The 19,803-nt window shown below is 35.3% G+C and carries 13 protein-coding genes and 1 tRNA gene; 6 read left to right on the top strand and 8 right to left on the bottom strand.

What is annotated here, in order from left to right; genetic code table 11:
• Positions 1-288: 288 nt before the first annotated feature.
• Positions 289-2,475, bottom strand: a complete 2,187-nt coding sequence (locus PQO00_RS02860) for a glutamine synthetase III (RefSeq protein WP_274183322.1) — start codon at positions 2,473-2,475, stop codon at positions 289-291.
• 276 nt (positions 2,476-2,751) lie between these two features.
• Between PQO00_RS02860 and PQO00_RS02855 the strand changes: the two genes are divergently transcribed.
• The gene (locus tag PQO00_RS02855; protein ID WP_274183321.1) at positions 2,752-3,768 is read left to right on the top strand and encodes a glutamine synthetase beta-grasp domain-containing protein; all 1,017 of its coding nucleotides are present in this window, start codon (positions 2,752-2,754) and stop codon (positions 3,766-3,768) included.
• A 142-nt stretch (positions 3,769-3,910) separates the two neighbouring features.
• Here the strand turns inward: PQO00_RS02855 and PQO00_RS02850 are convergent, their stop codons facing one another.
• The 4 genes from PQO00_RS02850 to proS form a co-directional block, all read right to left on the bottom strand.
• Complete coding sequence (locus PQO00_RS02850; RefSeq protein ID WP_274183320.1) at positions 3,911-4,273, bottom strand: hypothetical protein; 363 nt, start codon at positions 4,271-4,273, stop codon at positions 3,911-3,913.
• A 440-nt stretch (positions 4,274-4,713) separates the two neighbouring features.
• Positions 4,714-4,965: a 30S ribosomal protein S20 gene (gene rpsT, locus PQO00_RS02845; RefSeq protein ID WP_274183319.1), complete on the bottom strand. Its 252-nt coding sequence runs from the start codon at positions 4,963-4,965 to the stop codon at positions 4,714-4,716.
• A 26-nt stretch (positions 4,966-4,991) separates the two neighbouring features.
• Positions 4,992-5,063, bottom strand: a tRNA-Glu gene (locus tag PQO00_RS02840).
• Positions 5,064-5,518: 455 nt separating this feature from the next.
• On the bottom strand, positions 5,519-6,997 hold the full coding sequence (proS, locus tag PQO00_RS02835) for a proline--tRNA ligase (RefSeq protein ID WP_274183318.1): 1,479 nt from the start codon (positions 6,995-6,997) through the stop codon (positions 5,519-5,521).
• Positions 6,998-7,096: 99 nt separating this feature from the next.
• Here proS and PQO00_RS02830 point away from each other — a divergent pair, with 99 nt between their 5' ends.
• The 5 genes from PQO00_RS02830 to yidD all read left to right on the top strand — a co-directional run bounded on the left by PQO00_RS02830 (position 7,097) and on the right by yidD (position 12,901).
• A complete protein-coding gene (locus PQO00_RS02830; protein ID WP_274183317.1) occupies positions 7,097-8,221 on the top strand; it encodes a hypothetical protein in 1,125 nt (374 codons plus the stop codon).
• A 31-nt stretch (positions 8,222-8,252) separates the two neighbouring features.
• A complete protein-coding gene (locus PQO00_RS02825) occupies positions 8,253-9,791 on the top strand; it encodes an OmpP1/FadL family transporter (protein WP_274183316.1) in 1,539 nt (512 codons plus the stop codon).
• Positions 9,792-10,317: 526 nt separating this feature from the next.
• Entirely contained in the window at positions 10,318-10,995 is a 678-nt protein-coding gene (gene folE / locus PQO00_RS02820) for a GTP cyclohydrolase I FolE (protein ID WP_274183315.1), read from the top strand.
• Positions 10,996-11,032: 37 nt separating this feature from the next.
• A complete protein-coding gene (gene cysS, locus PQO00_RS02815) occupies positions 11,033-12,514 on the top strand; it encodes a cysteine--tRNA ligase (protein WP_274183314.1) in 1,482 nt (493 codons plus the stop codon).
• A 165-nt stretch (positions 12,515-12,679) separates the two neighbouring features.
• Positions 12,680-12,901, top strand: a complete 222-nt coding sequence (yidD, locus tag PQO00_RS02810) for a membrane protein insertion efficiency factor YidD (RefSeq protein ID WP_274183313.1) — start codon at positions 12,680-12,682, stop codon at positions 12,899-12,901.
• A 499-nt stretch (positions 12,902-13,400) separates the two neighbouring features.
• On the opposite strand, the gene PQO00_RS02805 is transcribed toward yidD, so the two are convergent.
• The 3 genes from PQO00_RS02805 to PQO00_RS02795 all read right to left on the bottom strand — a co-directional run bounded on the left by PQO00_RS02805 (position 13,401) and on the right by PQO00_RS02795 (position 19,726).
• Positions 13,401-15,011, bottom strand: a complete 1,611-nt coding sequence (locus tag PQO00_RS02805; protein ID WP_274183312.1) for a RagB/SusD family nutrient uptake outer membrane protein — start codon at positions 15,009-15,011, stop codon at positions 13,401-13,403.
• A 13-nt stretch (positions 15,012-15,024) separates the two neighbouring features.
• Positions 15,025-18,387, bottom strand: coding sequence for a SusC/RagA family TonB-linked outer membrane protein (locus PQO00_RS02800; protein ID WP_274183311.1), 3,363 nt, complete (start codon positions 18,385-18,387; stop codon positions 15,025-15,027).
• A gap of 355 nt (positions 18,388-18,742) precedes the next feature.
• Positions 18,743-19,726: a FecR family protein gene (locus PQO00_RS02795; protein ID WP_274183310.1), complete on the bottom strand. Its 984-nt coding sequence runs from the start codon at positions 19,724-19,726 to the stop codon at positions 18,743-18,745.
• Between the last annotated feature and the right edge of the window lie 77 nt (positions 19,727-19,803).

The raw sequence follows: 19,803 nt of genomic DNA, 5'->3' as shown, positions 1-19,803 counted from the left end.
TTAACAATAAGTATGTGCTACATTTTATTCCTACTAAAAAATTAAGATACCTATAATACCAAATAAACTTCAAAATAACTGGTTAAATCCGTTTAGTTCACTATCTTTTATTTTTATAATTGGTGTTCTTGAATCTTCGATTTCTATTTCCTTTATATTTCAATAAAAAACATATCCTTAACTAGGCTATGCTTATGTTTTTTATCTCTTCTAATGAAAATATAATTCAAATTTATTTCCTATCATTTTAAAATTCATTTGGTATAAGAGCTTTAAACGTTAAAAAAACTATCTTGTAAATAATAATTCCCGATACTTTGTTAATGGCCAAATCTCATCATCTACCAACAATTCCAACTTATCACAATGGTAACGAATATCATCAAATAAAGGTTTTACCTGATTACAGTAAGCAAGTGCCTTTTCTTCTATATCTTCAAACACATTCGCTTTTTTACGTTCGTTTATCATTTTTGTAACATTCGCATTGATACCTTCAATATGACTGGAAATCTCTTCAATTAAATTAATCTGCTCTTTAGAAACTGAATTAAATTTTTTGTCGAATATTTCCTTTAATCCCCTAACATTTTCAATTAAAATATTTTGATACTTAACAGCCGTTGGCACAATATGGTTACGTGCAATATCTCCCAATACACGACTTTCAATTTGGATATGCATGATATAGGCTTCAATCTCTATTTCATAACGGGCTTCCGCTTCCACCCTACTCATGACGTTCATTTCTTCAAATAATGCAATGGTTTGCTTAGAAATTTTGGCCTTTAAAGCTTCTGGCGTCGTTTTGTTATTGCTCAAACCTCTTTTCTTAGCTTCTTCTTCCCACTCCTTACCATAACCATTTCCTTCAAACAAAATATTTTTTGTCGATTTAATATATTCCCTCAGCACATTAAATATGGCCTCATCTTTCTTCAAGCCTTTCTTATCGATCAACTTATCAACCTCAATTTTAAAATCCCTTAACTGCTTCGCCACTATGGTATTTAAAATAGTCATCGGGTTGCCACAATTCGCCGTAGACCCTACTGCCCTAAATTCAAATTTATTGCCAGTGAACGCAAAAGGAGATGTTCTATTTCTATCTGTATTATCAAGCAAAACATCAGGTATTTTTCCAACAACGTTAAGTTTAAGTTCTGTTTTTTCCTGAGGTGACAATTTCCCCTTGGTCACACCTTCCAGCTCCTCTAAAACTTTGGTTAATTGCTTCCCTATAAATACCGAAATAATGGCTGGCGGTGCTTCATTGGCTCCTAACCTGTGATCATTCCCGGCAGATGCAATCGCTGCTCTTAAAAGTGCCTCATGCTCATGAACCGCTTTAATGGTATTAATAAAAAATGTTAAAAACCGGAGGTTACTCATTGGGGTTTTCCCTGGCCCCAGTAAATTAACGCCCGTATCTGTAGACAAAGACCAATTGTTATGTTTACCAGAACCATTAATACCTTCAAATGGCTTTTCATGCAAGAGCACCTTAAAATTATGACGTGATGCTATACGTGCCATAATATCCATTAAAAGCGAATTATGATCTACTGCCAAATTTGCTTCTTCATAAATGGGGGCTAACTCAAATTGATTAGGGGCCACTTCATTATGCCTGGTTTTCACAGGAATACCCAAAAGCATACATTCTGTTTCCAATTCACGCATAAAACTCAACGCCCTACTGGGAATAGATCCAAAATAATGGTCATCCAATTGTTGTCCTTTTGCAGGAGAATGCCCCAATAACGTCCTTCCTGTCAAGGAAATATCTGGACGACTCGCCGCCAACATTTTATCTATTAAAAAATACTCTTGCTCCCACCCCAAAGAAGAAGACACTTTCTTTACATTCTTATCAAAATACCTACAAACTGCTGTTGCTGCTCCATCCACCGCATGCAGCGCTCTTAACAAAGGCGTTTTATAGTCTAATGCTTCACCGGTATAAGCCACAAAAATGGTTGGAATACATAGTGTTGTACCGTATATAAATGCAGGCGATGTTGGGTCCCATGCAGTATAGCCACGAGCTTCAAATGTATTTCTAATACCTCCACTTGGAAAACTGGAAGCGTCTGGTTCTTGCTGTACTAATTGATCGCCTCCAAATTTTTCAATAGCCATACCATCCCCAATGGTTTCAAAAAACGCATCATGCTTTTCTGCCGTAGCGCCTGTTAATGGCTGAAACCAATGTGTATAATGGGTAACTCCTTTTGATAAGGCCCAATCTTTCATAGAAGATGCTACTTGATTTGCTATACTTCTATCTATTTTTTTACCATATTGAATAGCATCGATAACACCAACAAAAGCATCTTTTGTTAAATATTGACGCATGGTATTCTCATTAAACACATGCTTTCCAAACAGGTCTGATCGACGTTCTTTCTCTTCTACAATAACAGGTTTATAAGACTGTGATTCTTTAATAGCGTGAAATCTTAATGTTGACATTTTTAGAAACTTAATTAAGTTGACAATGATTATATTTTAATTACAAAAATAACTAGTAAGAAGCAATAAAAACATGAAAATACAAAAATTTATTGTTAGCATTTTTGCAATTTTTATATAAAAAAATATTCTTTTTTTAAAATAAACCCTAAAATAATGGGGGATAAATAAAAATAACAAATACTTTTATTAAAAGCTCCCCTATAAATATGATGTATTTATATAATAATTTATATTTGTGCATATTATTAAAATTTCACTCATAAAATATTCATTATGGCAAAAATTAAATTAGAATACCTTTGGTTAGATGGTTATAAGCCCACACAAAATTTAAGAAGTAAAACCAAGGTAGAAGAGCATGAAAACTTTAAAGGAACATTAGAAGAAATAGGTAACTGGTCTTTTGATGGTTCGTCGACGCAACAAGCTGAAGGAGGATCTTCAGACTGTTTATTAAAACCTGTTGCAATATACCCAGATCCTGCCCGTACTAATGGATATTTAGTAATGACTGAAGTTTTAAATGCCGATGGAACACCACATGAATCTAACGGAAGAGCTCTTATTGATGATGATAACAATGATTACTGGTTTGGATTTGAGCAAGAATATTTTATCATGGATTCACATACACAACTGCCTTTAGGGTTTCCAATTGGAGGATATCCTGGACCACAAGGGATGTACTACTGCTCTGTTGGTGGAAAAAACACACATGGTAGGGATTTTGTAGAAGAGCATGCTGATCTATGTATTGAGGCTGGTTTAAATTTTGAAGGGATCAACCAAGAAGTTGCCAGTGGACAATGGGAATTCCAATTATTTGCCAAAGGTGCCAAAAAAGCTGGCGATGAAATTTGGGTTGCTAGATATTTACTAGACAGATTAACTGAAAAATACGGGTACTATATTGAATACCATCCAAAACCAGTAAAAGGTGACTGGAATGGTTCAGGGATGCACGCTAACTTCTCTAATACCACTTTGAGAACTTGTGGTTCGCAAGAAGTTTACGAGAAAATATGTGAAGCATTTAGACCTGTAACTAAAGAACATATTGCCGTGTATGGTGAATTTAACGACCAACGTTTAACAGGCTTACACGAAACAGCTGCTATTACCGATTTTTCTTATGGTGTATCAGACAGAGGAGCCTCTATTCGTATTCCTATTATTACTGTAGAAAAAGGATGGAAAGGATGGTTAGAAGACAGAAGACCTGCTTCAAACGGAGATCCATACAAAATTGCTGGTAGAATCATTAAGACTATTAAATCCGTTGAGATCTAAATAATGCCTATTTTGTTCATAATAAAAAAGGTCATCTAATATAATTTTTAGATGACCTTTTTTTACTTCAAAAGAATGCAAAAAACTATCTTCACTAACAGTTTTTAGATCATTTCAAAAAAGTATCGTTTTATCTTAATAACTAATACCTCATTAAAAGGTCCCTATATTCTTTTAAGTCGGATATATTTACTTTGTTATTGAGGTTCTTTATAAGCGCTATTAAATACTTAAGACTTTCGACAGGAGAAACATCTTCTTTTTCCTCAATATAACCATCTTCATCCACAGGTTCATCATCTAGAATAGGGATAAGAAATGAATTATATTTTTCTATGTGCTCATAGGTATACCTAAGAACCTTTACGACTAATGGAATCTGTTCTTCTAATGCATAAGATCTTAATTCTTTAATGTCGTCTATTAATGTCTCTGTATTGATACCTGTTTTGTCAAGATTTCCCAGGATTTTATCGATTAGTTCAATTGCTTTTTTGTTTTCCAAAGGGTTAAGATTATATTGTTGAATTATTTATTTAGATTCCCGTTTTATTCATTGTTTTCTATTTTATATCAACGAATTCATGAATCTTACGATTTCACGGGAATGACAATCTTTTCTATTAAACTCGTCTCGCTACAGGACAGGTATTTTATTTCCATATTTTGTCATTCTATGCATGATACACAAAAAAGACAATATCCAGAAACACCTACATACCTATCCATGAAAGCATGACCTTCCACTTAAAAAAAGTCTAGATGAGTTGTGAGTGCAAATTTATATTTTTAGAAATCAAATACGAATACTTTTTAAGATTTTGTTTATTAAAATTGCCCCCTTTTAATAATTTCTCTCACGTTAAAAAACAGTATAATAAAATCACAAAAAAAGCCTCTCAGTCCTGAGAAGCTTTCAAAATATTTTAAAGCTTTAAAATCTAATTAAAGTGCAGCAACATGTTTAGCTAAACCTGACTTTAGGTTTGCAGCTTTGTTAGCATGAATAACATTTTTCTTAGCTAATTTATCTAACATAGAAACTACCGAAGGAAATAAAGCCTCAGCTTCTTTCTTATCAGTTAACTCACGTAACTTTTTAATAGCACCACGAGTCGTTTTATGCTGGTACTTGTTTAATAAACGCTTAGATTCGTTACTTCTAATTCTTTTTAACGCTGACTTATGATTTGCCATCTGTTCTTTTTATTATTAAAATATTGTAGCCCGTAGGGGAATCGAACCCCTCTTACCAGGATGAAAACCTGGCGTCCTAGCCGATAGACGAACGGGCCATTTGTTTTTTGAGTGCGCAAATATAAACATAAAATTTAAACTTGCAATACTTTCAAATAACCAACAATGTCTCCATTGCGGATGCAAAAATACAACTATTTTTAAATGTCACAATAGCTAGATGATTTTTTTTGAAAAAAATTTGAATTACACCAGTTCTGATTTAAATTTACTCATAAAAAAAGTAGTGGATTTTTGACTTAGATGAAAAAGAAAATACATACATAGCTGGGCTCAATGTCATTAAGTTAAGGCCGTAATGTCAGTCTGAGCGCAGTCGAAGACCAATTGGAGTTCTAGTTTTTATTAGCATTTCGACTGCGCTCAATGTGACAAATAAAGAACAAATTTCCTTAACTTAATGACATTGAGCTGGGCTATGGTTGTATTTCATTTTGAAATATTAGGCAAAAAAAAAGCCGTTTTATTGAGTGAATTTAAGTTAGAAATGGTATTAGTATGCTTTTGCAAACAACACTCTACCTTTAGAAGGATTTCCAGAATACACACAGGTGCCTTCTACGGCCTTCATATCTAATGGAATACAGCGAATAGTTGCTTTTGTTAGTTCTTTTATTTTTTCTTCTGTCTCACTTGTGCCATCCCAGTGTGCAGCAACAAATCCTGTTTTGGTTTCTAAAACCTCTTTAAACTCCTCAAAAGTATCCACTTCCGTAATGTGGGTGTTTCTAAAATCTAAAGCTTTATTAAATAAAGCCTTTTGAATTTCTCCTAATAGGCTCTCAACGGTCTCTGTTAAATCTTCTAAATTAACAATTTGTTTTGTCAATGTATCTCTACGGGCAATTTCCACAGTGCCGTTCTCTAAATCCTTAGGCCCGATAGCAACACGTAATGGAACGCCTTGTAATTCATGTTGTGCAAATTTTGCTCCAGGTCTTCTAGTTGTTCTATTATCGAATTTTACAGATATATTTTTGCCTCTTAAATTGCTTAAAATACCGTTTGCAACTTCAGTGATAGCATTTAAATCTTCTTCACTCTTATAAATAGGCACGATAACAACTTGATTTGGAGCTAAGTTTGGTGGTAAGACCAATCCGTTATCATCACTATGCGTCATAATTAATGCACCCATCAATCGTGTTGAAACACCCCAGGATGTCGCCCAAACATAATCTTGCTTCCCTTCTTTATTAGCATACTTAACATCAAAAGCTTTTGCGAAATTCTGACCAAGAAAATGAGAAGTCCCGGCCTGAAGTGCTTTTCCATCTTGCATTAAAGCTTCAATACAATAAGTTTCTTCTGCTCCAGCAAAACGTTCGCTTTCTGTTTTCACTCCTTGTATTACAGGTATAGCCATGAAATTTTCGGCAAATGTGGCATATACATTATTCATTAATTTAGCCTCCGTTAAAGCCTCTTTTTTTGTTTCATGTGCGGTGTGTCCTTCTTGCCATAAAAACTCTGCTGTACGTAAAAATAAACGTGTACGCATTTCCCAACGCACAACATTGGCCCATTGATTTATTAAAAGTGGTAAATCTCTATAAGATTGAATCCATCCTCTATAGGTGTTCCATATAATAGCCTCACTTGTTGGTCGTACAATCAACTCTTCTTCTAATTTCGCTTCAGGGTCAACCCGTAGTTTTCCTTTCTTATCAGGATCATTTTGCAACCTATAATGTGTTACGATCGCACATTCTTTTGCAAATCCTTCAGCATTTTTTTCTTCTGCTTCAAATAAACTTTTAGGCACAAATAATGGGAAATAAGCATTTTGATGCCCTGTTTCTTTAAACATTCTGTCTAACTCTGCTTGCATTTTTTCCCAAATAGCATAACCATAGGGTTTGATGACCATACATCCTCTAACTGCCGAATTTTCAGCCAGATCAGCTTTTACAACCAATTCATTATACCATTTTGAATAATCTTCTGCTCTACTAGTAAGTTTTTTGCTCATATCAATTTTTTGGCACAAATATTGTGACTCTGTTAAATAAAAGAATAGTTTAGCAAAACTAACTATTTTTGTTACGTTCAACAATTAAATTCTAGAGATATGCAATTTAATAACTACATAAAAGAAAAAGTGTCATTTGTAGCCATTCTTGGTTTACTATTTGTTTTAGCATCATGCGGTTCTTATCAATATGTTGGTGTGGATGATGATGGCATTTATGGCAATACACAAAGACAAGTAACTATTGAAACACCTTCACCAGGCAGAACAGTTGTTGAAGTGCCAAACAATTCTAAAAGCAATTACTATCAAAATCATTTTAGAAATAAAGCTATAGAAGCTGACAACATGTTTTCCGACGACGCCATTTTTACTGATATTGATTCTTATGAAGGAAACAACTATGTTGAAAATGATACCTTGGCCAATGACTATCAAGGTTATGCTGGTTGGGGACAAAACAGCAATAGTGTTACCATAAACTACGTAGACAACGGATGGAACAACTGGGGTTGGAATACAGGATTTGGCTGGGGATGGAACAACTGGGGTTGGAATAGATGGAACTACTGGGGATATTATGATCCTTTTTGGTATTCTCCTTATTATGGAGGTGGGTTCTACGGAAGCTATTGGGCATATAATAGCTACTATCGCCCTTATAGATATTATGGCTACTATGGAAATAACAGATATTACAGCAGAAGAAATATGGCATACAGTGCCAGTAGACGAGGTAGTTACTACGCGAACAACTCAAGAGGTCTAAATAGAAATAATATGAGTTCGACCACACGTCGTAGCTCAGAAAGTAATCTAAACAGACGTACGACCACTTCAAAATACAATACGTCAAGAAGAAGCAGTACTGGTACTATAGCAAGGTCAAATAATACAAGAGACTACAATTCTAATGGAACCCGTAGATATACTACCAATACTCAAAGAAGAACAGTTGCTTCCAGAACACCATCTGCAAATTCAGTAAAAAGGTCTTCATCTTCAGCAGTAAGAAGAAATTCAAGTACTGTTTATAGACCTACCACGACTAGCAGAGGGGCATCTGGCAATAATGTTTCTAGAAGATCTTCGTCTTCCAGAAGTTCAAGTTACACACCAAGTAGAAGTTCCAGATCTAGTTCTGGCAATGTTTCTAGATCTTCGTCTAGTAGTCGTAGCTCAGGAAGCAGAAGTTCCGGATCTTCAGGAGGAAGACGTCGTTAAAATTTTAAAAAAGAAAAAAAAATACAATCATATGAAAAAGTTATGTTTACTATTCATAGGTATCCTATCTATGTCCACAATGTACGCTCAAGACATTAGTGATGCTATAAGGTTTTCTCAAGATGAAATACAAGGAACAGCGCGCTTTAGAGCATTAAGCGGTGCTTTTGGAGCATTGGGAGGCGATATGAGTGCTGTTAGCTTGAACCCAGCTGGTTCTGCTGTTTTTAGTAGAAGCCATGCTTCTTTTACCGTATCAAATATAGATACCGAAAACAATACCCGATATTTTAATGGTGTCACTCATTCTAACGATTCCAATTTTGATATCAATCAAGGTGGTGCCGTTTTTGTATTTGCTAGTAACAATAGTTCCCCTTGGCGAAAATTCACTATCGGGATTGCCTATGAAAGGACTAATGATCACGATTCTAATTGGAGAGCAAGTGGTTTAAACACAAATGACGATGGCAATTTTAGCAACTCGATTGCTAGTTATTTTTATGATTTTGCTGACGGCAAAAGATTAGATGAGATTTCTGCTTTGCCAGGTGAATCATTAAGCGATGCTTATCAGGACATTGGAGCCGTTTATGGGTTTGCGAACCAACAGGCTTTTTTAGGTTTTGAATCATTTATTCTTGAACCGGATGATGTCAATAACGATGCCAATACAATATATTCTTCTAACGTAAGCCCTGGGAATTTCGACCATGATTATTCTTATTTAGCAACAGGGTATAATGGTAAATTAACATTTAACATAGCCACTCAATACGAAGACAATTTATATCTAGGATTAAACCTAAACTCTCATTTTATTGATTACCAAAGATCCAGTCTGTTGTTTGAAGATAATTCAAATGCAGGATCCATCGTTAATAGCATAGAATTTGAAAATAATTTGTCTACTACTGGAACTGGTTTCTCTTTTCAACTGGGAGGTATATTAAAACTATCAAATGAGTTTAGAGTTGGTGTTACTTATGATTCCCCTACCTGGTATACCATTGAAGAAGAAACGACACAATACCTAGCCACCGTAAGGGATGATGCAGGTTCTAACGTGACACAAGTTATAAACCCCAATGTCCTTAATGTTTATCCGCAATACAAATTACAAACGCCTGCAAAATTAACAGGAAGCTTGGCATATGTTTTTGGAAACCAAGGGCTCATTAGTTTTGACTATTCCCGTAAAGATTATAGCCAAACGAAGTTTAAACCAACTTCAGATGCCTTTTTTGCCGATCAGAACGATATTATGAGCAATATATTAACCGATGCCGCTACCTATAGGCTTGGTGGCGAGTACAAATACAAACAATTTAGTTTTAGAGGTGGTTACCGTTTTGAAGAAAGCCCCTATGTAGATGGTTTCACTATGGGTGATCTAAATGGCTACTCTTTAGGAATTGGCTATAATTTTGGAAATACTAAATTAGACATTACTTACGATCGATCTGAGCGTTCTTTGGAAACACCTTTATACAATGTTGGATTAATAGATACTGCTAATATAGACCGAACAAACTCTAATATAACGCTATCTTTAAGTTTCAATATTTAAAAGATACCTGAACCTCTAGGACAGGCCTTGGGTTCTGAAAATCTTGAGAGATTAGGGATTAGGGAATAAAAAATTTCTTGAAACCGACTATCCTCGAGCAATTCTTTAGATTAAAAATACTGTTAAAAAGCTTGAACTATAAAAGTTCAGGCTTTTTAAATTTTAATTATTGTTGACCGCTTAAAACTATTGACTTTTATTTGAAGCCTATCTATAATAGTACAAGTAAAAGCATTACAGATTAGACACCTTGCTTTTAATACCAGTAAAACTATCAAAAAATAGTTAGGTTTCTGGATGTAATACAATAGTGGTGTCTCTGTTTGTCTGTTAGTTACAATCAAGTCTTTGTTCTTGGTTCTAATAGCGAAGCGGTCTTACGTCTTTAGTCGGACACTAATGATTTTAAATGTAGTTTATAAGCCTAATGAGAGACAAACACCCATATATAATAATTTGTTAAGACAAAACATAACAAAAGTGTTTTACTTATCTTTGCAGACTAAAAACATCACTTTTTTAGCTAATGAAAATTGAAAACAACATAGAACAATTCGAATCTTTAGGGGATAACCATATTGGAACTTCTTCAAACACACCATTACGAAACGACGCCTTTAAACTTTCCAATGAAGAAAAAATAGACATTATTAAAGATGATGTGCGACATATTATGGAAACTTTAGGTCTTGACTTAACCGATGATAGCTTAAATGGTACGCCTAACCGTGTTGCTAAAATGTTTGTTAAGGAAATTTTTGGAGGGTTAGACCCAAAGAAAAAACCAAGTGCTTCCACATTTGAAAACAAGTATAAGTATGGGGAAATGCTGGTTGAAAAAAACATTACCGTTTATTCAACCTGCGAGCATCATTTACTACCTATAGTTGGAAAAGCGCATATTGCCTATATTTCTAACGGAACCGTTGTTGGCTTGTCCAAAATGAATCGTATTGTAGACTATTTTGCAAAACGTCCGCAAGTCCAGGAGCGCCTTACCATTCAAGTCGTTAAAGAACTTCAAGAGGTTTTAAAAACCCAAGATGTGGCTTGCGTTATAGATGCCAAACACTTATGTGTAAATTCAAGGGGTATTAGGGATATTGAAAGCAGCACAGTAACTTCGGAATTTGGGGGGAAATTTAAAGAAGAAGCAACACGTAGAGAATTTTTAGATTACATAAAATTAGATACTAAGTTTTAATTTATTTTTAACCATAACCAAATCACCATATAATAACATGCAACTTTTTAAGCATCAACAAATAAAACTATACAATTCACTTACCGGTAAAAAAGAAACATTCAAACCAATTAACGAAGGCTATATAGGGATGTATGTTTGTGGGCCAACCGTATACAGTCATGTACACTTAGGCAATGTAAGAACTTTTATGTCTTTTGATATGGTGTTTAGATACCTCAAACATCTGGGATACAAAGTACGTTATGTTAGAAATATTACCGATGCAGGTCATTTAGAAAACGATGCTGATACAGGTGAGGATAAAATCACTAAAAAAGCGCGTTTAGAGCAAATCGAACCTATGGAAGTTGTGCAGCGTTATACCGTTGATTTTCATAACATTCTTAATACATTCAATTTTTTGCCTCCTAGTATTGAGCCTACCGCTACAGGGCATATTATTGAGCAAATCGAACTGATAAAGAATATTATCGATAATGGGTTTGCATACGAGGTAAATGGTTCTGTTTATTTTGATGTCCATAAATTCAATGAAACCAACGATTATGGAAAATTAAGCAAGCGTAAACTTGAAGATTTAATTCATAACACACGCGAACTTGATGGGCAAAGCGATAAAAAGAACCCACAAGATTTTGCACTTTGGAAAAAAGCGGAGCCACAGCACATTATGCGTTGGCCTTCCCCTTGGAGCGATGGTTTCCCAGGGTGGCATTTGGAGTGTACAGCCATGAGCACTAAATATTTGGGAGAACAATTTGATATTCATGGTGGCGGTATGGATCTAAAATTCCCGCACCACGAATGTGAAATTGCTCAAAACGAAGCTGCTAAAGGGACATCTCCCGTTAATTATTGGATGCACGCTAACATGCTGCAACTTAACGGACAACGTATGTCCAAAACCACAGGAAATACCGTTAACCCTGATGAGTTATTATCTGGAAACAATAAATTCTTTAGCAAAGCCTATAGCCCTAGTGTTATTCGTTTTTTTAATGCACAATCGTCGTACCGAAGTGTTTTAGATTTAACTGATGATGGCTTGTTAGCAAGCGAAAAAGGCTTTTATAGATTGATGGATGCTATTGATCTTTTAGATGATTTAAAACCTTCCGAGGCTTCTACAATTGATATAAATGCATGGAAACAGGCATGCTATGATGCCATGAACGATGATTTCAACTCACCTATTTTGATTGCCCATTTATTTGAAGCTGCTAAACATATTAATCAAATTAAAAAAGGTTCTGAAACGTTATCTACCGAAGACTTAAACGCTTTTAAGACGACCATTAATCACTTTGTTTTTGATGTTTTAGGTCTTGAAAATGCTAGTAAAAGTGACTCTGGAACCCATAAATTATCTGGAGCTGTAGATATATTGATTAAATTAAGGCAAGAGGCCAGAGCAAATAAAGACTTTGCCCTATCTGATAAAATCCGGGATGAACTCGCAGAAGTTGGTATTCAACTTAAAGATGGTAAAGACGGGACGACGTTTACGACTAACTAAATTCCTGCCTTTCGTCTTCGCTCAAGATAAACTATGGCAGGAATCTCATGTTTCGAGTACTATTTACGGCGTTTAACCTGAAACCTGTTTAAGTTTGGTTGAAGTGATTTATATGATACATTGGAACCATAATTAAAAAGATTCCCTCCTACGAGGGAATGAGAGATGAAAAAAATACTCATTGCACCGTTTTTGTTTTTAATAAAAGTGTATCAAACATTGATATCTCCTTTAACACCTGCAACCTGTAGATTTCAACCAACATGCTCTCACTACACTAAAGAAGCACTGCAAAAACATGGGCTATTTAAAGGTGGTAAACTGGCTATAAGGCGGGTTTTTAGTTGTCATCCTTGGGGAGGTTCTGGTTACGATCCTGTTCCTTAAAAAGGATGGCAACTAAAAACTCCCTACGCGCCTGCTCGCCTGTTCCCTAAAAATGTACACCGTACATTTTCTTAACGGTCCATCGCCTTGGGGAGGTTCTGGTTACGACCCTGTTCCTTAAAAAGGATGGCAACTAAAAACTCCCTACGCGCCAGCTCACCTGTTCCCTAAAAATGTACACCGTACATTTTCTTTTTAAAAACCGGACAGGTCTAAAAATTTATGATATTTTTATTGATTGTCCGTAATATGTCATAAATCTTAAAATATATTGATTTTGTCATCCCGAGGCAACGAGGGATCTCATTGATTACCAACAGATTACCCACTTCGTTCTGAATGACAAAAAAATCATTATGTATGATTACGGACATTCAGATATTTTTATCTTGATTCAACTATAGGATTATATAAAATCAAAAAAGAGGCTGTTTAAAAAGCATTTAGTTCCAATACTTTTTAAACAGCCTCTTTTAACTTAAAAATAAACTAAAAAGAATCAAAAATTAGGTCCACCGGTATCCCACCATAAGCGGGTACCTCCATTATCTTCACCCCCTAGTAAATTAATGGCTGCGGCAACGCCTTCTGGATTTGTTGAGAGTTCGCTATCTACAAAGGGGATTCTTCTAATTTGAATATCTGTATCTATCTTTCCTCCGCTTTGGTTACTAACCACAGGGAAAATTTTCGGATATCCTGTTCTTCTGTATTCGCTCCAAGCTTCTTGTCCTTCAGGAAACATAGCTATCCATTTCTGGGTAATAATACGTTCTAAATTTTCTTCATTTGTACCTCCGGCATCCCAGGCTATAGTAATATCGGTCATTGCAGTAATATTATTAGCAGCATTCACAGGGTCTACATAATCTGAAGGCGTGGAAGTATTATCCGCAATATAGGCAGCAGCTCCACCAGCTCCATGTTGAGCAAATGACATGGAAATACCAGTCTCGTAATTAGCTTGGGCATCGCCTGCACCGCTCCAACCTCTTAGGGACGCCTCTGCTTTTAAGAAATAAACTTCGGCAGCGGTCATTAATTGAACGGTCGATGTGTGGATATCGTCATTGATTACAGCAAAATTAATATAGTCTGCTTTTTGTTCGAGCTCATCGGCATAACCTGCTAATAAGGGCAACCCAGCGCGAACACCTTTTAAAGTGCCCGGAACCACCGGTACCGCTACATTATCATTGGGGTTTTTTTCAAGGAAAAAGGCATCAATCCGGGCATCATTATATCCAGATAGGATAGATTCCATAGAGGCATTCATTCTTATATCTCCCCAAGAGTTATCTATAGTGAAAAGTGGATGATCCAATGCACTTTCCACAAAAAATCCATCTGTATTTGCTTCCATAAGTCCTAAAGACTGGGATAACGCTTTTTCTCCTTCAGACTTTGCTTTTGCAGGATCTACCTTAGAAATACGCATGGCCAAACGCAATCTTAAAGAGTTTGCTAGTTTCACCCAGTTCGTATAGTTCCCTCCGTACGACAAATCGAAAGCTGCAAATTTTTGACTATCTATATCTGCCATCAGGTTGGCTACTGCAGTATCCAAATCTGCAAAAAATGCATTATAAGCTTCTTGTTGAGAGTCATAAACCCCTGCATTCGCTAAATCCCCAAAGTTTGTATATACTATAGGTCCAAAAACATCCGACACCCTATGCATCGCTTCTACTTTTAAAATAAGTGCTATCGCATATAATGTAGGAAAGTCCGTTTCCGTCAATTCCTTAATGGCATCAACATTATTCATGACATTAGAATAAGGTACAGACCAAATAAAATTATTCCACCCACTTACCAAACTATAGGTCGTATTGTTAGCTCCGGCAACAAAAGGCCTTGGGTTTGTTAAATACCCTGAGTACACATCGGCATTTAAATTTTGTTGCAACTGGTAAGACCAGGCTGGCGTATATTGGTAGATACTTTCAAAAATAGGCTTATACTTTGAGCCAACATGTTGAAAATCCACTATTAACTGCTCCTCTGTTATATTTCTTTCATTTACATTGAATTGTTCTAAATCACTACAGGATGTACCAATCAGCCCCAATACAATCAAACACGCTAATATTTTACTTATATGTTTCATTATTTTATTTTTTTTAGAATGTTAAATTAAGATTTAGCCCTATGCTTCTTGTAGAAGGAAGTCCTAATGCATCTACCCCTTGTAATGCATTCCCCGTACTAAGGGATACATTAGGGTCGTGTGGCGCATCTTTATAGAAGAAAAGCAAATTATTTCCTACCACTGAAGCTTTCACCCTTGAGAAGAATGAATTTTCGGCCAGATTAAAATTATAACCTATTGCAAATTCTGCCAATCTAACATTAGTAGCACTATAAATATACTCACCTGTAAAACCATTTCTTCCGCCTACTTTACCATAATACTCTTGAGCTGGCATGGTGGTTTCCGATCCATCTACCTGAACACTTACCAGACCATTAGCGGTCTCTCTAGCTGAATTATTACTGAACCCTTCTACAATGGCTTCTGTCATGCTCATGGTTTCACCGCCAAATTTCCCATCGATCAAGAAATCTACAGTAAAGTTTTTAAACTCGAAAGAGTTGTTCCAACCTAAGGTAAAATCTGGATTGGCATTCCCCACCTTGGTTAAACCATCCACTGTATTATCATCGTTCATGACTACGGCATCAGATTCTATAATAGGTAACCCGTTTTCGTTTCGTCTCACCACCTGTGCATAGATATCTCCAAAAGAGCCGCCTTCGACCAAATACGATCCAAAAGTATTGACGCCTTTACCTGAAAGTGTAAAGAACTCAGGTTCGATTAAGCCTTCCAATACCTGACCATTATAGATTTTTTCAATCTTATTCTTATTAGCCGCAAAGTTCACTGTAGTCGTCCATCTTAAATTATCCCTTTGGATTGGAATGGCAAACACAGAGGCCTCAAAACCTTTATTTGAAATCTCTCCTGAATTTAGGTATGCCTGTGGTGCTCCAATAATAGAGACAGATGTTGAGAACGGATAATACTGGTCTACAGTTTTAGTTGCATAATACCCTAAATCTATACCATATCTGTTATTACTGAATTTCCATTCGGTACCGATCTCAAAAGATTTTTGTCTTTCCGGTTTTGGTGTCGACCCAGGGAAAGGCTTAATAGGATCTGTTGGGCTTACACCTCCGCCACCAAAAATAATAGTCTTGTTGGGCGCTATTCGGTCGGGTGCAAAACCATTACCTACCTCGGCATAAGAGGCTCTTATTTTTGCAAAGGATACTGGCAAATCCAATAATTCACTTAAAATACCAGTAACCCCAATGGACGGGTAAAAGAATGAATTATTAGATGCTGGTAATGTAGAGGACCAGTCGTTTCTTGCTGTCAAGTCCACGAAAATTTTATCTTCAAACCCGATCGTGGCACTGGAAAACACCGAATTAACCCTCGTCTCCAATGAATTTTGCGTAAAATTCACTGAAGGGTTACCGTTAAAATTTTGGAACGAAAACACATTTGCGAACTGTAAACCACCGTTGGTTCCAGAATCGGCAAAAAAGGATTCCGTAGTATTTCGTGTTGTACTGGTCCCTACAATGGCAGTGATCGAAATACTTTCGTCAATCTGTGTGTTAATATTCGCAATAACATCACCATAATATTGTGTGAAATCATTTTCAAATACGATATACCTTCCGTTTAGCGGTGCCAAAGTAGCCTCGGTAGTAGCATATATTTTCTTTTCATATTCCAATAGGGATTTATCATAAGTTCCCCTGGTTTGAATCGACAACCAATCATTGATCTTAAAGTCCAAACTTAAGGATGCCACTAATTTATTGTTACGATCCTCTGAAACATTTCTATTGATGATCCAATATGGGTTTTGCTCAATATCCGACGTTCCTCTAAACCATCTTTGGGCCATTATAAACCTTGATTCATCAAATGTTTCAAAATTAGCATAATCGGACAGCTTTTCAGTATCCGATTCAAAAGCATAAGCTCCCACCAACGGATTAAAATACAATCCAGAAACCGGTTTGTTCTTTACATTTTGGGACGATGCCATCACACTGGCACTAACATTTAACCTGTCATCAAAGAGCTTTGCAGTTTCCCTTACATTAAAGGTATGTTGTTTTAACCTATTTGTTGGCAACACCCCACTGGCAAATGTATTACTATAAGAAAAATAGGTTTGTGCTTTTTCGGTACCACCTGAAACAGACAACGAGTTAATGTTTGTAACACCCGTTTCTAAAAAATCATCAATGTTACCTTGTGCCTCACCATTAAAATCCATAGAATAAGCCGCACTATCTACCGTTAGGTTTGAAGAGAAATCAACCTTAAAGCTTCCTGCGCGTCCTTTTTTAGTTGTTATTAAAATAACGCCATTTAAACCTGCACTACCATATAATGCAGAGGCAGATGCTCCTTTTAATACAGTTAAGGACTCAATATCGTCAGGGTTTATTAATGCCAAAGCATCTCCACCATCTCTATTTCCTCCACTAAGATCTCCAAAAGTATCACCAGGCTGTCCACTGTTTCCTCCATTATTGTTTCCATCACGGCTCGGTGGTCCTCCTCCAGACGGATTAGATAACGGGATGCCATCTACCACATATAAGGGCTGGTTATTTCCTATAGATGAATTACCTCTTAAAGTTACTTTAACAGACCCTCCAACACCAGAAGCACTTCTGGTTATAGATACACCAGAAACCTTACCAGATAAACTATTAATTGGGTTCGTCTGTTTTGCCTTGTTTAATTCATCTGCATCAATATCCTGAGCAGCATAAGTTAAAGACTTTCTTGTTTTTTTAATACCTAAGGCTGTTACAACAATCTCGTCCAATTGACTGGCATCCTCTTCCATAGTCACATTAATAGTATTAGAATCACCAACAGTAATAGTTTGTGTTTTAAAACCTATATAAGAAAACACTAAAGCGGCACCATTATTAGCTTGAATACGATACTCACCATCAAAATTTGACTGTGCCCCTGTGGAAGTTCCTTGAATAATAATATTTACACCAACTAGTGGAACGCCTTTTGCATCTACTACTTTTCCTTTTATTTCATTCTGAAGAACATCTGTAATAATGGTTGCTATTTCCTTATCTAAATTCTCATTATTAATTAAACCCTCAATGACCTTAATAACAGATTTGTCATTCTTAGGAAATAGTATGATTTGATTTTTTAGAAATCTATAATCTATATCCGTGCTCTCAAATAAACTGGCAAGAACCTGATTTAAATCTTGATTTTTAGCCTTTAAAGAGACCTTCTTGGTAACGTCGACCAAACTGTTGTTATAGAAGAAATTAAATTTAGTGATCTTCTCTATTTTATTAAAAACAGTTCTAAGTTCTTTATTATTGACATTAATAGTTACATTTTGCCCGTTGGCATCAACCGCAAATAGCTTAGCCATGGTAACAAAAAGTAAGAGGGTATAAATTTTCATAATTCGTGAAAGAATTTTTTTTGACAAAAATTTAGTGTCATTTTTTTTCATAATTTTGCATAGTTTAAATAGTTATTACTTTCTGAAGTAATAATTTTAATCGAAAAGAGGATGTTACAGCATTCTCTTTTCTCGTTTATTATTTCAGAGTGATTTATTTTAAAAGAATTAAAAAAGCCAACAAGGAAAAGAAATAATGGTTTTAGTGACCCATTACTACCTTAAATTGCCTTTTTGGGAAAAATCAAGGGTCGTTTTTTATCATAGTCGGTATAGTTTAAATAGTTATTCATTATTTTTAGAGTTATAATTTTAATCGAAAAGAGGGTATTTACAGCTACCTCTTATATGTTTATTATTGCTCCAGAGTTATATGATCGCCTTCAATGGTGTACTTAATTGGAGAAGAAATGCTTAATAGCTTAAGTACCTCATGAATACTTAAATTGTCAAATGTGCCTGTATACTCATAGTTTAATAGTTTTAGTGAATTAATATTAATTTCTATATTATATTTTCTTTCCAAATCAATGACAACTTCACGTAAGGGTGTTTTGTTAAATATTAGCGTTCCATCTTTCCATGCCACCACATCCAGTGATTTCACTTCTTCAATTTCTAACTTATTTTCTTTTTTATGGAAGACAGCCTTTTGAGAAGGCGCTAAAACAATAGGGGTTTCTTCATCTTTTATTAATTCTACTTTTCCTGTAACCAAGGTAGTCTCAACTTTTGTATCTTTAGCATAGGACTTCACATTAAACGATGTTCCTAAAACTCGAATTTTAATACTATTTGTGTTAACGATAAAAGGCTTGTTTTCATCTCTTTTAATATCGAAAAAAGCTTCTCCAACAAGTGTTACTTCCCTAATACTATCATTAAACTCCTTGGGGTAAGTTAACTCACTATCTGCATTTAATACTATTTTAGAACCGTCTGGAAGATATACTTCTTTTTTGTCTCCCCTAGCGGTAATAAAACTAAAATGATCATTTGAAGCAGGTTGACCAATTTGAGTAGATTCTTGGGAAAGTATATTATTCAAACTATCCATACCTTTGTAATTAAATATAAATATGGCTATGATAATTATTGAAACAGCAATGTAAGAAAATTTATCTAATCTTCTCTTTTTAATGCTGTTTTTAAATCTTTCAAAAAAGAAATCGCTATTAACATTGGGAACATCCTGAAAGGTAGAAGCAATGTATTCGGCCTTTAAGGCATTATACATTTTTTGATTTTCGGGGCTTTTTCTTACCCATTCTATCGTTTTTCTTTTTTCGACAGAATCCAAATCGTTCTTAAGGTATTTTAATAGTTGTTTTTTATTCATTATAAATTAACCTGTTATATATATGACGTATTTAATTAGGAACACCCCTTAGCTAAAAAGTGATTTTAATAAAAAAT

Source organism: Flavivirga sp. 57AJ16 (assembly GCF_028736925.1).
Classification (GTDB): domain Bacteria; phylum Bacteroidota; class Bacteroidia; order Flavobacteriales; family Flavobacteriaceae; genus Flavivirga.
The sequence above is the reverse complement of the archived record's forward strand: the minus strand, read 5'-3'. Positions and strand labels throughout refer to the sequence as shown.

What these genes read in the sequence shown, in the direction of transcription:
- PQO00_RS02860 (WP_274183322.1), bottom strand. Translation starts at nt 2,475, where the DNA reads ATGTCAACATTAAGATTTCACGCTATTAAAGAATCACAGTCTTATAAA.
- PQO00_RS02855 (WP_274183321.1), top strand. Translation starts at nt 2,752, where the DNA reads ATGGCAAAAATTAAATTAGAATACCTTTGGTTAGATGGTTATAAGCCC.
- rpsT (WP_274183319.1), bottom strand. Translation starts at nt 4,965, where the DNA reads ATGGCAAATCATAAGTCAGCGTTAAAAAGAATTAGAAGTAACGAATCT.
- proS (WP_274183318.1), bottom strand. Translation starts at nt 6,997, where the DNA reads ATGAGCAAAAAACTTACTAGTAGAGCAGAAGATTATTCAAAATGGTAT.
- PQO00_RS02830 (WP_274183317.1), top strand. Translation starts at nt 7,097, where the DNA reads ATGCAATTTAATAACTACATAAAAGAAAAAGTGTCATTTGTAGCCATT.
- PQO00_RS02825 (WP_274183316.1), top strand. Translation starts at nt 8,253, where the DNA reads ATGAAAAAGTTATGTTTACTATTCATAGGTATCCTATCTATGTCCACA.
- folE (WP_274183315.1), top strand. Translation starts at nt 10,318, where the DNA reads ATGAAAATTGAAAACAACATAGAACAATTCGAATCTTTAGGGGATAAC.
- cysS (WP_274183314.1), top strand. Translation starts at nt 11,033, where the DNA reads ATGCAACTTTTTAAGCATCAACAAATAAAACTATACAATTCACTTACC.
- yidD (WP_274183313.1), top strand. Translation starts at nt 12,680, where the DNA reads ATGAAAAAAATACTCATTGCACCGTTTTTGTTTTTAATAAAAGTGTAT.
- PQO00_RS02805 (WP_274183312.1), bottom strand. Translation starts at nt 15,011, where the DNA reads ATGAAACATATAAGTAAAATATTAGCGTGTTTGATTGTATTGGGGCTG.
- PQO00_RS02800 (WP_274183311.1), bottom strand. Translation starts at nt 18,387, where the DNA reads ATGAAAATTTATACCCTCTTACTTTTTGTTACCATGGCTAAGCTATTT.
- PQO00_RS02795 (WP_274183310.1), bottom strand. Translation starts at nt 19,726, where the DNA reads ATGAATAAAAAACAACTATTAAAATACCTTAAGAACGATTTGGATTCT.